We start from the raw sequence: 13,171 nt of genomic DNA on the forward strand, positions 1-13,171 counted from the left end.
GCCGACTTGTCAGGTATGGCCGGCTCCAGGGTGCAGGGCGGCGCGGCAGGGCAGAGGTCTTCGGGTGCGGCACTACCGTCATGAGGGTGACAGGAATCAATGCCGACCAGCGGTGGTCCGAGTCCATGCCGGCGGCCTATGAGCAGTACCTCGTGCCCGTGGTCTTCCGGCCTTTCGCCGAGGACCTGACCGCGAGGGCGGCAGCACTCCACCCTCGGCGCATCCTCGAACTGGCCGCGGGAACGGGCGTGTTGACGTCGAACCTGCTCGCTGCGGCACCGTCGGCCGGTGTGACGGCCACCGACCTGAACGAGGCCATGGTCGCCTTCGGGTCGGCCCGGGCCCCAGGCGCGGAGTGGCGGCGGGCCGACGCGCAGCGGCTGCCGTTCCCGGACGGAGGCTTCGACCTGGTGGTCTGCCAGTTCGGCGTGATGTTCTTTTCCGACCGGGTCGCGACCTTCACCGAGGTGAGGCGGGTGCTGGCCGAGGGCGGCCGGTTCTTGTTCAACACCTGGGGCCCGCTCAGGACGCACGCCTTCGAAGTCGCGCTGCAGGCAGGGCTGGAGCGGGCCTTTCCGGTCGACCCGCCGCGGTTCTTCCCGACGGTTCCGCATGGCTACGCCGACCCGGCTGTCGTGGTCGCCGATCTGGCGGCCGCTGGGTTCGCCGTCGAGGAGGAGCAGGAGCTGACGCTTCAGGGCCGAGCCGCGTCGACCGCCGACCTTGCCACCGGCTACCTCACCGGGACACCGGTGCGCGCGGCAGTCGAGGAGCGCGGCGACGGACCAGCCGTCCGGGCCAGCGTCATCGAGGAGATGACGGCCCGTCTGGGCCCCGGGCCGGTCACCGCCCCGATGACGGCGTACGTCTTCCGCGCCGCGGCCTGAACGCAGGACGCGCCCGCCCCGAGGACGGGCGTGAGCCGATGCCGACGGGGCGCATCGCGGCTACGTGGCCTGGCAGCCGGGAGCTGCGGTACAGCAGCGACGTACAGCAACCTCAGCAACCAGCAGCGCCCAACACCAGCACTCATTGGTATCCCGGCAGCCTGTATGACCTTCACTGACCGATCTCTGTAGAGCTACGGATCAGAAGGTGCACGTGCCCCATCCGTGCCCGATCCAGCGGAAAGCCACGGGGAACCACGGTGCTGAGCGGGAACCGCGCACGACGACGGCCCCTGACCAATTACCTGGTCAGGGGCCGTTTCACCTGGCGGTGGGTGTGGGATTTGAACCCACGGTGACTTGCGCCACGACGGTTTTCAAGACCGTTCCCTTAGGCCGCTCGGGCAACCCACCTCGCCCCGGCCCACCAGGGGCGGAGCGGGTACAGCGTACCGGTCGCGAGTGGATCGCGGGCGGCGTGGTCCACAGGGGCCACTGGCTCCGCTCACCCTCACTCACGTAGCGTCGGACGCGGCTTGTCAGAGCCCCATTCCTCGTGTCCGTGTACAACGATCGAGCGAACCGAAACCTGACGTAGTCCAGATTGGAGCGGCGGCGGCCCTGAGCGTGCTGCGTACGGCACGCGACGTTGCCGGTGGTTCTGGAGAGTCGGACCGGCTCCACGAGGACTACAACAACCTCGCTCACTTGGCCAATTTTCCGCAGCTAGGGGAACGCAAGGACGCAGTCGCTCTGGCTGAGGAGTGCCGAGATCTAGCCATCGACATCCGGTCAGCTTCCTGGGCGATCGGCCGAATCGAACAGCCGCACCAGCTCCCGGCGTCCCGCGCCCCGCGTGGGGAATCGCACGCATGCGAGAAGGGGTACGCCCGTGACTCTCTGGTGGCCTGCGGCGCCGACGGGGCGGGACTTCACTTTGTACTCGAACACGTACTGAGCGAGGAGTCGCTGATCCCGGCCTTCCTCTACGGCCCACTGATCAACGATCTGGCGAAGGGCATCCGGGACAGAAGGCAGAAGGCGCTGAATCAGCATCTCCGGCACATCCAGGAGCTACCGCCAGCCCCGCCCCACCACCACCGACCTGCGCGGATCTCGGCCGCCAACCCAGTGCGCCCAAACGAGGCCCAGAGCTTCCTGGCAACGGCCTGAGTGTCTGACTGCATAAGCGTCGGCCCGGGCGCACAGACCCGGCCCCACCCTCTCGTTTCGTCGATCTTGACGCGAATTGACGCTCGCGCGGTCTCCCCGACGATGTCGACGCTGCAACCTGCCCTACTGAGGCCGAGCCGCCGCCGTCACAGCCCCGCGGACCCCGACGCCCACGCCCCGCCCCCACAGTGGACGACTGAGGGAGCGGGGACGGCGAAGCGGGGCGGTGCTGTGGTGACGGCGTGGGTCAGCTGTCGCCCTCGCGTTCGCCCAGGGTGACGTCCGCCGTGTGGGTCTTGCCGTCACGGGTGTACGTGAGGGTCACCTTGTCGCCGGGCAGGTGGGTCCAGATCTCGCCGATGAGGGTGGGGCCGCTGTCGATGACGTGGTCGTCGAGCTTGGTGATGACGTCACCGGGCTTCAGGCCGGCCTTGTCGGCGGGGCCGCCCGGGGTGACGGAGTCCGACCCGCCGTCACCCGCGTTCGTGATCTTCGCTCCGCCCGTGCCCTCGTCCAGGGCGACCGACGCACCGATCACCGGGTACACCGGCTTGCCCGTCCTGATCAGCTGCTGGGCCACGGTCTTGGCCTGGTTGATCGGGATGGCGAAACCGAGGCCGATGGAGCCCGCCTGGCCGGAGCCGAAGCTGCCGTTGCTGGCGGACTGGATCGCCGAGTTGATGCCGATGACGTTGCCCCGCGCGTCGAGGAGCGGGCCACCGGAGTTGCCCGGGTTGATCGACGCGTCGGTCTGCAGGGCGCTCATGTAGGAGGCCTTGCTGCCGGAGGAGCCGTCGCTGGAGGCCACCGGGCGGTTCTTGGCGCTGATGATGCCGGTCGTGACCGTGTTGGAGAGCCCGAAGGGCGCGCCGATCGCGATCGTCGAGTCGCCCACCGCGACCTTGTCGGAGTCACCGAGCGTCAGCGGCTGCAGGTTCGACGGGGCGTTCTTCAGCTTGATGACCGCCACGTCGTAGCCCTGCGCGTGCCCGACGACCTCGGCGGCGTACTTCTTGCCGTTCGGGAAGGTGGCCGACACCTTGCCGCCGTCGACGGCCTCCGCCACCACGTGGTTGTTGGTGACGATGTGGCCTTCCTTGTCGAACACGAACCCGGTGCCCGTGCCGCCCTCGCCGTCGTTGCCGGAGGCCTCGATGGTGACCGTGCTCGGCAGCGCGGCGGAGGCCACGGCGGCGACCGTACCGGCCGCGCGCTTGACGTCACCGCCGTTCTGGGAGGCCGAGACGGTCGTGGAGCCGGTGGAGTTGTCGTTGCGGTCGGCCAGCGTGTAGCCGAGGCCGCCGCCGACGCCGCCCGCGACCAGCGCGGCCACGAGGATCGCCGCGATCAGACCGCCGCGCTTGTTGCCGGCCGGCTTGGGGGCCGGCTGCTGCGTCTGCTGCCAGGAGGAGCCCCAGCCGCCGTCGCCCGGGCCGCCGTGACCGCCCGTGCCACCGGCCGCGCCGGCGTTGCCGTACGCACCGGCGGCGGCGCCGTTGTCCGCGTACGACGGGACGGCGGGCGGCGGCGGGGGAGGCCAGGACGCGTCGGGCGCGGAGGAGCCGCCGGGTCCGGCCGGGCCGGCCGGACCGCCAGGTGCCTGTGCGTAGCCGCCGCCGGGCGCCTGACCGTATCCACCACCGGGCACCTGACCGTATCCACCACCGGGCACCTGGCCGTGGCTCGCCGCGTATCCGGGTGTCCCCGTGGACACCAGCTCGGGCTGCGGCTGCTGCGTCGTCGGCGGGACCGGCGGAAGCTGCGTCGTCGGGGCGTTGTCGGCGGCGGTTGCGGGCGAGGGGGCTGGGGCGGTGGGCTCCGCCGGTGCCGCGCTCGGCTCGTGCGTCGGGGCCGGCGCGGAGGCAGCGGGAGAATCCACCGGCACGGGAGGTGCGGACGGGGCGGGGGGTACCGCGGTGCCCTCGTTCTCGGTGCTCACAGCTTTTCTCCTCGGTCCACGGCTTCACCTTGTAGGCGGTCGACTGTTCTTGATCGCGTGTTCTCGCGTCGCGGGCTCTCGCGTCGCGCGTACTTGGTCGCACAGAGGCTGTGCGTGATTTTTTGTCTGCGGTCAGCTTTTCCCACGAGCCGTCAGGGCACCATAAGCGGTGTCTGTGGGTCCGGGACGATCCTTTATATAGGATCTATCGGACTAACGACGCGTACTGTGCGTACGAACCCGGTCGTCCACGGTCACCACCCCCACGCGTACCCCGTCACGGTGGCACCATGACGCGGTGACCCACGCACGACAGCTCCCGATTCAGGTCGTCGCCCACCGGGGTGCCTCCGAGGCGGCTCCCGAGCACACCCTGGCCGCGTACAAGAAGGCGATCGAGGACGGCGCGGACGCCCTCGAGTGCGATGTCCGGCTGACGGCGGACGGCCACCTCGTCTGTGTCCACGATCGACGCGTCAACCGTACGTCGAACGGCCGCGGCGCGGTCTCCGCCCTGGAACTCGCCGATCTGGCCGCCCTGGACTTCGGCTCCTGGAAGAACGGCGACGAGGCGCCCGACTGGGAGGTCACCCCCGAGGACCGGGCGGACACCTCCGTTCTCACCCTCGAACGGCTGCTCGAACTCGTGGCCGACGCCGGGCGCCGGGTGGAGCTGGCGATCGAGACCAAGCACCCCACGCGCTGGGCCGGGCAGGTCGAGGAACGCTTGCTGGTCCTGCTGAAGCGGTTCGGCCTGGACGCCCCCGAGTCCGCCGCCGACTCGCCGGTGAGGGTCATGAGCTTCTCGGCGCGCTCGCTGCACCGCGTGCGGGCCGCGTCCCCGACCCTGCCCACGGTCTATCTGACGCAGTTCGTCTCGCCCCGGCTGCGCGACGGCCGACTGCCCGCCGGTGTCCGGATCGCGGGGCCCTCGATCAGGATCGTGCGCAACCACCCCACGTACATCGAGCGACTGAAGAGCGCCGGGCACCAGGTGCACGTGTGGACCGTGAACGAACCGCAGGACGTCGACCTGTGTGTCGGGTTGGGTGTGGACGCCATCATCACCAACCGCCCGCACGCGGTTCTGCACCAACTCGGCCGCTGAGCGCACGCGTTCCCACAACTCCGAACACACGGTTCCCGACAACTCCGCACACGCGCCTCGGCGACAGCTTCGAACACTCCTCGGTTCACATCTGCGACGACCCCGTGCACCCCCGGCGGCGCCCCCGCGCGGCGCTTGACGGAGGTAAGAATTCCGCCAAGGCGGCCGACCTGCAGGCAGGGACAAGTCGGCATATCAGGGACGAAATTCAGCCATCCGGCTACGGGGAGTGCACCGGCGCGTTCGGTCCGTATTCGAGTGTGAGGAGTGCGTCAGAGCACGTGGTTTGGCCGGTTTCCAGTCCAGTCCAATGGGGCATTCACACCGTGGCGTGGGGCGAAGGAGGTCTCGGGGGTGGCGTTGGTGGTGGCACAGGAGGTGCCCACGTCGTCGAGCATGGCCGTACCCCATGGCCCTGCGGGCGTGGGGGAAGCAAGGCACCGGATGCGTGATCAGTTGCGCACGGGCGGTGTGGCGGAATCGGTCATCGACGATGCCCTACTGATCCTTTCCGAACTGCTCAGCAATGCCTGCAAACACGGCAGACCGCTCGGTGACGCGCTGGCCGGCGACGGCGATGTGCGCTGCGCCTGGCGGATGGATCCCACAGGGCGGCTCACGGTCGAGGTGACGGACGGCGGTGGTCCGACCCGCCCTGTTCCGTCCACGCCCTCGGTCACCGCACACGGCGGCCGCGGGCTGAACATCGTCACGGCGCTGGCGGACGACTGGGGTGTGCGGGACGACGCCCGCGGCGAGGTCACGGTGTGGGTCGTCGTCCAGGACGACGTCTACCGCGCCCACCGCCGGGACGACTTCGCCTCCCGCGTCGTCGCCCCCTCGGTCTCCGCCCTCCCCGACCTGGACTTCGCGGACGCGTTCGACGACCTGGACTGACGGTCCGGCCTGCCAGGCCGGACCCAGGCCCGGACCGGCAGGCCCGGACTGCCTGGAAAGCATCCGGCCACGGCACCGGTGCACATCCCGGCCCGATCCACCGGTTCCGGGACGACTCGGTGCGTTGTCCACAGGGTCCCGTCGGCCGTCGTACGAGCGGCTAGGCTCGCGCGAGTACGAGACGAGCCGTGATCGGGAGACACCCACGATGGCCAAGAAGCGACCCCACACGAAGGCCAAGCGCCCGCAGGGCACCGGCGGAGTCGGCGCCGCAGGCGCCGATGGGCAGGTTCCGGTTGTCGGCGCGCGCGAGCAATGCCCCTGCGGCAGCGGCCGCCGCTACAAGGCATGCCACGGCCGGGCCGCCGCCCAGGCCGTGACCGAGCTGGTGCAGCGCCCCTTCGAGGGCCTGCCCGGCGAGGGCGACTGGATCGCGCTGCGCGAGCTGGTGCCCGCCGCCACCGTCGAGCTGAAGCTGAAGGACGCCCTCCCCGAGGGGGTCCCATCGGTGACGCTCGCCACCGTGCTGCCCATGGCGTGGCCCGCGCTGCGCCGCGACGACGGCTCGGTCCTGCTCGGCCTGCAGAACGACACGGCCTCCGGAGACATCAGCCGCGACCTCGCCGACACCCTGCAGCGCGCACTGGTCGCCGAGCCGGGCACTCCGGTTCAGGGGCGGCGGGCCCCGGCCGACGGTCCGCGGCTGCAGGACCTGCTCGACCCCGAAGGTGAGTTCGAGCCAGTTGTGCACACGGGCTTCGAGTTCTGGGTCCCGGACACGGAGAACGCCACGCCGGAGGTGACCGCCTCCCTGGAGCGCGCCAACTCCGCCGCGATCCCCACGGTGAAGCTCGCGGGCGTCGACGCCGCCTACTGGTGCGAGACCCCGGAGAAGAACCACCTGCGCTGGGTCATGCCGCACGCCGAGGAGCGGCTCCTGGACGCGCTGGCCCGGCTGCACGCGGCGGGGCGTTCGAGTCTCGGCGAGGGCACCCGCCTGGTGGGCTCCTTCCGTGCTCACGGCCTCACCGTGCCGGTCTGGGACCTCCCCAGCGGGGTCGGCGCGGACGACATCGAGAAGCCGGCGGCCGAGTTCGCCGAGCGGCTCGCCGAAGCGCTGGCCGACGAGTCCCCGCTCACGCCGGAGGAGCGCCGGGCACGCGGTGGTCTCACCAACCGACAGGTCACGCTGAGCTGACGTTCGCTCCTGCGCCGAAGGGGCCGTCGGACGACCGAGTGCGTTCGATGTGTGGTGACTCCTGTCACAACTCCCCTACGTGACAGGCAAATTCGTGTCCGAATAGCCGAGATCGAATTTGCGAAGCGCCGATCTCTTGTTACGGTTCCATTAGCCCGGTTGCTGGTGCATCCCCCGTCGCCAGCAACCGGGTCTTTTCATGCCCGGGTTCCGCAGCGGCTCCACTGGACGGAAACGTCTCGGGCATCAACCCCCTTACGGGCGGCCTGAGTTACTCCCTGAGCGCAGCAGCAGCGGCCCCTCGCCCTCCGATGCGGCGAACTCCGCGACGGCCGTGTACGCCCCCGTCCCGCCCCGCGTACGCGCCCTCGGCGTCTCGCACACCCCCGGCTCGTCGTGGGCGCCCACGGTGCAGTGGATCCGTACGGTGTGCCCGCCGGGCGCCATCATGCTGAGGACCGAGCTGAGTTCACGTCCGGTGGCGTTGCGGTAGTACGTGCGGGCCCAGGTCCGGTCGCCCTGGGTGAGGACGCATGTCTGGGCCTCGATGCCGTCGGGGGAGGTGAGGTCGGGGCCGCAGCGGGCGGCGGTGGCGAGTCCGAGGCCGAGCGGCTGTGAGGAACCCCCAGCCTGGTCCGACGCGTCTGCGTCGTCCGCGGCCCTCGTGTCCGGCCCGTCGGCGCCGCCCGCCTTCTGGTCGGCGCGGTCGGCGGACTTCTCGACGTCACCGCCGGATTCGCCCGCGCCGCCGATGCCACCGGTGCCGACGGCGGCACCGACACGCCCGGTGGCGCGGTCGAGTTCGGCGGTGAGGGCCTGTTCGGGCGTGGAGGCGCGCTCGGACACGGGGACGTCGCCGAGCGGGCCGGCGGAGGCCACGAGGGGGAGACCGAGGGCGACCGCGACCGCGGCGGTCAGTCCCGCGAGGCAAAGACGGCGCGGATCCGGCCCGCCGCGCGCCGAGGCGGGTGCTCTACGGCTCCGGGGTGGGGGAGCGCTGTGACGGCCGCGCGACGGGGCCCCGTGGCCCCCGGGAAGACGCTGCATGTGCGGAAGATAACGACCGACCGGGGGCGCCCGGCCCCGCGCGCGCCGGGCGCGCTCAGAACTCGGGCGCGCTCACACCCGTACGAGTGAGGGCGTCGACGACCGCGTCCACGACCGCCTCGACGTCGGGCACCCAGGGCGCGGCCGAACCGGGCAGCGGCGCGCGCTCCCAGCGGATCAGGCCGTGGCCGGTCTCGGAGGGGGGCAGGGCGAGATAGCCGCCCTGGCTGTGGAACCGCAGCGAGCCGGGGACGAAATCCTTGGCGTAGAGCAGCTCTCCCAACTGCTCCATGGAGTACGGCGCGACGAGGATCGCCCAGCGGTGCGGGGCGGCGACCACGGGGCCGAGGCGCATGCCGGTGCGGTCGAGGGCGGCGAGGGCGCGCGAGGCGGCCGGCGCCGGCAGGCTCACCGCACAGGGGGCGGTGCCTCCGGTGGCCAGCACGATCGGCGCGGTGGGGCGGTTGGTCCACCACCAGCGGACCATGCGCTCGTCGGTGGTGGCGGCCAGCAGGCCGGGGTCGAAGGGGTGAGCGCCGGGCACCACGCACTCCGGGTCCGGGCAGCCGCAGCGGGCACGCCCCTGCGGGTCCGGAGCCACCCCCGGGAGTACGGGCCACTGCCATTCCGTCGCGAACGTCAGGGCCTGCTCAAGAAGCTCGGGCCTCCCGCCGTTGCGCTTGGACAGGAGCCTGCGTCGCTTTCCGGGGATCTCGCGCATGAGCGCTCGTCCTTTCCGTTGCACGCATGGCAACACCGTGGGTCACATCACAACATGTGTCGTTCACTGCACTGTGCGTACCTGCTGGCGCATCACACCCCTGCCGCGGACAAGGGGGACCCCTGCGGGCCGAGCTCGGTTACGTCCGCGTCCATCGCTTGCGTCGACTTGCGTCTGTCTAAAGCATGGGCATGGCGTAGGGGTGGCGGCGCCTGGCGTTTTACTGTCCCGCGTGTGCTCGCCGCCTCCGCCACGGGAGGATGGGGCTCGGTCGTCGGTGGATAGGACGCCCGGGTCCGTCGCCAGGTTCCGGGTGGCCTCCGCCGCCCCTGGCCTTCACCGGGTACGTACCCATCACGACCGCTGTGACGCTCTGTTGAACAAGGCCAGTCGACCTCAGTACACCGTTCACCACAACACTTTCAGGCCAACTTAGCTTTCTCCAAAGGACTGGACAAGAAGCCGGCGGCAGTCCAACGACGCCTCACGGACACCAGATATCCCAGCAGGACAATGCTGGACATCCCCTCACGAGTGCGTGTACATGTGGAGAGACTGCTAGCGGCGCAGAATGACATGGGGGTTTGCGATGCTTTTGAGCAATACGCACCGGTCGGAAAGCCGGACACCATGAACGCCCCTCACCCTCCGAAAGTGGCTGGAATCGATTCAACGGTTCCCTCCCCCACACACACTGTCGCGCCCGCGCCCGCCACCCCGAGCACCCCGGCGGCCCCTCCCGCCACAGGAGCTGGCACCGCCCCCGGAGCGGTTCTGCAGGACAGACTCGCGGGCTGGGTCTCGGACCTCACGACGCTGCACGAACTCACCGAACGTCTGACCCGCACGGACTCACTGGACAGCGCCCTGACCGAACTCCTGCACGCCGGAGCCGCCCTCGTCGGCGCCCGTCGGGGTCTCGTCGTCCTGGAGCCTGCCGACGGACTGGGTCCGGACACCACGATCGGCCTCGGTCTCGGCCGCGCCGACCTCGGGCACATCGAGACCGTGCCCCGCAGCTCCCTGCCGTACGGCCGCATCCTGGACGGACTGCCCGGCAGCGACGGAGAGATCGCCCAGCCCGACCTGTTCGCCGAGGACGGGCTCGACCCCCGCCACCGCGAGGTCGCCGCCCGGCTCGGATTCGCGGCGAGCTACGCGCTCCCCCTGTCCACGGACAGAGCCGGCCGGCTCGGCGCCGCCGTGTGGCTGTACGACGAGCCCGCGGAGCCGGTCGAGCGCCAGCGGCACCTCGTCGGTCTGTACACGCGGTACGCCGCCGAGCACCTGGCACGGCTCGTCGAGGTCGAGCGCACGCGCACGTCCATGGCCACCATCGCCGAGGAACTGCTGCCCTCCCGGCTGCCCCGCGTCTCCGGCGTCCAGCTCGCCGCCCGGCACCGCACCGGGCCGCGCGGCGGCGGTGACTGGTACGACGCGCTGCCGCTACCGGACGCCGCACTCGGTCTCGCGGTCGGCTCGGTCACGGGGGCGGGGCCCAGCGCGGTCGCCGCGATGGGACGGCTACGGGCCTCGCTGCGCGCCTACGCCGTGATGGAGGGGGAGGACCCCGTCGCCGTCCTCTCCGACCTGGAGCTGCTCCTGCGGCTCACCGAACCGGCCCGCTCCGCCACCGCCCTCTTCGCCTACGTCGAGCCCGCGCTGCGCAAGATCACCCTGGCCGGGGCCGGACACAGTCCGCCGCTGGTGATCGGCGAGCGGCGCACGGAATACATGGAGACGTCGCTGTCGGCGCCGCTCGGCATGCTCGCCTGCTGGGAGGCGCCCAGCGTGGAGCTGACCGCCGAGCCAGGAGAAACCGTTCTGCTCTACACCGACGGCCTCCTCCAGCGCACGGGCGAGTCCGTCGACCGCGCCTTCACCCGCCTCCACGCGGCCGCCACCGGCGTCCCCCGGGCCCTGCGTACCGACCCCGGTGCCCTGGCCGACCACATCCTCCGCACGATGCTCCCGAACGGCCTCGACGAAGCGGACGACACGGAGGACGTGGTGCTCCTGGCGGCGCGGTTCGAGTAGGGCCACGGGCCCGCTGCCGGGCCTGTGCGAAGCCGCGGGCCGGGCCCAGTGCGCGAGCGCCGAGGGCCGTCGTGACTGCTTGTCGTGAGGGGGCGGTAACCCCTTGTGAGAGGTGTTCCGGCGCCCCCTCGGCGCCCTCCGGTGCGACCGTACGATGGACGGGGTCCAGTGCCGTATCTAGGAGGATGACCGTGGCGGACGAGCTCGAGCCGGCGATCCCGGAGACCGAGGCGACCGAAGCCGAGGAGCCCATCAAGCAGCGCAAGAACGGCCTGTACCCGGACGTGTCCGACGAGCTGGCCGAGTGCATGAAGTCCGGCTGGGCCGACACCGAGCTGCACGGCCTGGAGCCGATCGCCCAGGCCGCCGAGACCGCCGCCCGTCGCGCCGCACTCTCCGCACACTTCCCTGGCGACCGCCTGGTGATCCCCTCGGGCAACCTCAAGACCCGCTCGAACGACACCGAGTACCCCTTCCGTGCGTCGGTCGAGTACGCGTACCTCACCGGCAACCAGACGGAGGACGGCGTCCTCGTCCTGGAGCCCTCCGCCTCGGGCGAGGGCCACGACGCGACGATCTACCTGCTGCCGCGCTCCGACCGGGAGAACGGCGAGTTCTGGCTCTCCGGCCAGGGCGAGCTGTGGGTCGGCCGACGCCACTCGCTGGCCGAGTCCGCGAAGCTGTACGGCATCCCCGCCGCCGACGTGCGCGAACTCGCCGACACGCTGCGCGAGGCCACCGGCCCGGTCCGCGTCGTCCGCGGCTACGACGCCGGCATCGAGGCGGCCCTCACCGACAAGGTCACCGCCGAACGCGACGAGGAGCTGCGGGTCTTCCTCTCCGAGGCCCGGCTGATCAAGGACGAGTTCGAGATCGGCGAGCTGCAGAAGGCGGTCGACTCGACCGTGCGCGGCTTCGAGGACGTCGTACGGGTGCTGGACAAGGCCGAGGCCACGTCGGAGCGCTACATCGAGGGAACGTTCTTCCTGCGCGCCCGGGTCGAGGGCAACGACGTGGGCTACGGCTCCATCTGCGCCGCCGGCCCGCACGCCACCACTCTGCACTGGGTCCGCAACGACGGACCGGTCCGCTCCGGCGACCTGCTCCTGCTGGACGCGGGCGTCGAGACGCACACGTACTACACGGCCGACGTGACCCGGACACTGCCGATCAACGGCACGTTCAGCGAGCTCCAGAAGAAGATCTACGACGCCGTGTACGACGCCCAGGAGGCCGGTATCGCCGCCGTGTGGCCGGGCGGCAAGTACCGCGACTTCCACGACGCCGCGCAGCACGTCCTGGCCGAACGGCTGGTCGCGTGGGGCCTCGTCGAGGGCCCCGTGGAGCGGGTCCTGGAGCTGGGGCTCCAGCGCCGCTGGACGCTCCACGGCACCGGGCACATGCTCGGCATGGACGTCCACGACTGCGCCGTCGCGCGCGTCGAGTCGTACGTCGACGGGACGCTGGAGCCGGGCATGGTGCTGACCGTCGAGCCCGGCCTCTACTTCCAGGCCGACGACCTCACCGTTCCCGAGGAGTACCGGGGCATCGGTGTCCGCATCGAGGACGACATCCTGGTGACGGCCGACGGCAACCGCAACCTCAGCGCCGCGCTGCCGCGCCGTTCGGACGAGGTCGAGCTGTGGATGGCCTCGCTGAGGGGGCGTGCGGAGGGCTGAGCGGCGGCGGGTTGTTCGTCTGCGGGTGAGTGAGGGCTGGTCGCGCAGTTCCCTGCGCCCCTGAAAAGCAGAGGCTGCGCCCCGTGCTTTTCGATGAAGGGCCGAAGGCATCTTCAGGGGCGCGGGGAACTGCGCGAGCAACCCCACCGGACCGGCAGATGGGGGTCGACGCGACGCCGCGTGATCGTTTTGCTTGTGTGGTGTCCCGTCATACGGGTGAAGTCAGGGACGCCGTCCGTCAGCGGCCTGTGATGTGGCTGTGCGGGGGCTGAGAGTCGAAGGGGCCTGGAGTCGACCGGATCGGGCGGGCTTCCGCTCAACTGCCGCTCCTGCGGCGGGCGGTGAGACGGTTCTCACGTTTGCCGCCCCGAATACGGACGAGGCTTGTGGTGCCGTCCGAACCACTCCTCGGCGTCGGCTATCTTCTGGTCGCAACCGGTAGCCGACCGGATATTCGGCGCTGTTCGCCCGGTCGGCCGCTAACT

The 13,171-nt window shown here is 70.9% G+C and carries 9 protein-coding genes and 1 tRNA gene; 6 read left to right on the forward strand and 4 right to left on the reverse strand.

The features are described from left to right. Positions 1 to 80: 80 nt before the first annotated feature. Positions 81 to 887: a class I SAM-dependent methyltransferase gene (locus GWK25_RS41550; RefSeq protein WP_251829270.1), complete on the forward strand. Its 807-nt coding sequence runs from the start codon at positions 81 to 83 to the stop codon at positions 885 to 887. A 326-nt stretch (positions 888 to 1,213) separates the two neighbouring features. Here the strand turns inward: GWK25_RS41550 and GWK25_RS41555 are convergent. Further along, positions 1,214 to 1,301: transfer RNA gene (locus GWK25_RS41555), tRNA-Ser, on the reverse strand. Positions 1,302 to 2,307: 1,006 nt separating this feature from the next. Next, entirely contained in the window at positions 2,308 to 3,999 is a 1,692-nt protein-coding gene (locus GWK25_RS41560) for a S1C family serine protease (RefSeq protein WP_215456818.1), read from the reverse strand. A gap of 298 nt (positions 4,000 to 4,297) precedes the next feature. Between GWK25_RS41560 and GWK25_RS41565 the strand changes: the two genes are divergently transcribed. From GWK25_RS41565 to GWK25_RS41575, 3 genes are all read left to right on the forward strand, one after another. Further along, complete coding sequence (locus GWK25_RS41565; RefSeq protein ID WP_215456819.1) at positions 4,298 to 5,107, forward strand: glycerophosphodiester phosphodiesterase; 810 nt, start codon at positions 4,298 to 4,300, stop codon at positions 5,105 to 5,107. 267 nt (positions 5,108 to 5,374) lie between these two features. Further along, the gene (locus GWK25_RS41570) at positions 5,375 to 6,004 is read left to right on the forward strand and encodes an ATP-binding protein (RefSeq protein ID WP_184892023.1); all 630 of its coding nucleotides are present in this window, start codon (positions 5,375 to 5,377) and stop codon (positions 6,002 to 6,004) included. Between the two features lie 208 nt (positions 6,005 to 6,212). Beyond that, a complete protein-coding gene (locus GWK25_RS41575) occupies positions 6,213 to 7,202 on the forward strand; it encodes a DUF5926 family protein (protein ID WP_215456820.1) in 990 nt (329 codons plus the stop codon). A gap of 255 nt (positions 7,203 to 7,457) precedes the next feature. Here the strand turns inward: GWK25_RS41575 and GWK25_RS41580 are convergent, their stop codons facing one another. Further along, entirely contained in the window at positions 7,458 to 8,249 is a 792-nt protein-coding gene (locus GWK25_RS41580) for a hypothetical protein (RefSeq protein ID WP_374200677.1), read from the reverse strand. A 55-nt stretch (positions 8,250 to 8,304) separates the two neighbouring features. After that, positions 8,305 to 8,970: a bifunctional DNA primase/polymerase gene (locus GWK25_RS41585; RefSeq protein WP_215456824.1), complete on the reverse strand. Its 666-nt coding sequence runs from the start codon at positions 8,968 to 8,970 to the stop codon at positions 8,305 to 8,307. 513 nt (positions 8,971 to 9,483) lie between these two features. On the opposite strand from GWK25_RS41585, the gene GWK25_RS41590 reads away from it, so the two are divergent. After that, entirely contained in the window at positions 9,484 to 11,007 is a 1,524-nt protein-coding gene (locus GWK25_RS41590; protein WP_215456826.1) for a PP2C family protein-serine/threonine phosphatase, read from the forward strand. Between the two features lie 185 nt (positions 11,008 to 11,192). Next, entirely contained in the window at positions 11,193 to 12,686 is a 1,494-nt protein-coding gene (locus GWK25_RS41595; protein WP_251829271.1) for an aminopeptidase P family protein, read from the forward strand. Positions 12,687 to 13,171 lie beyond the last annotated feature (485 nt).

Origin of the sequence: Streptomyces sp. ATCC 21386, assembly GCF_018728545.1 — a bacterium.
Lineage (GTDB): Bacteria > Actinomycetota > Actinomycetes > Streptomycetales > Streptomycetaceae > Streptomyces.

What these genes read in the sequence shown, in the direction of transcription:
- GWK25_RS41550 (WP_251829270.1), top strand. Translation starts at nt 81, where the DNA reads ATGAGGGTGACAGGAATCAATGCCGACCAGCGGTGGTCCGAGTCCATG.
- GWK25_RS41575 (WP_215456820.1), top strand. Translation starts at nt 6,213, where the DNA reads ATGGCCAAGAAGCGACCCCACACGAAGGCCAAGCGCCCGCAGGGCACC.
- GWK25_RS41580 (WP_374200677.1), bottom strand. Translation starts at nt 8,249, where the DNA reads ATGCAGCGTCTTCCCGGGGGCCACGGGGCCCCGTCGCGCGGCCGTCAC.
- GWK25_RS41585 (WP_215456824.1), bottom strand. Translation starts at nt 8,970, where the DNA reads ATGCGCGAGATCCCCGGAAAGCGACGCAGGCTCCTGTCCAAGCGCAAC.
- GWK25_RS41590 (WP_215456826.1), top strand. Translation starts at nt 9,484, where the DNA reads ATGCTGGACATCCCCTCACGAGTGCGTGTACATGTGGAGAGACTGCTA.
- GWK25_RS41595 (WP_251829271.1), top strand. Translation starts at nt 11,193, where the DNA reads ATGACCGTGGCGGACGAGCTCGAGCCGGCGATCCCGGAGACCGAGGCG.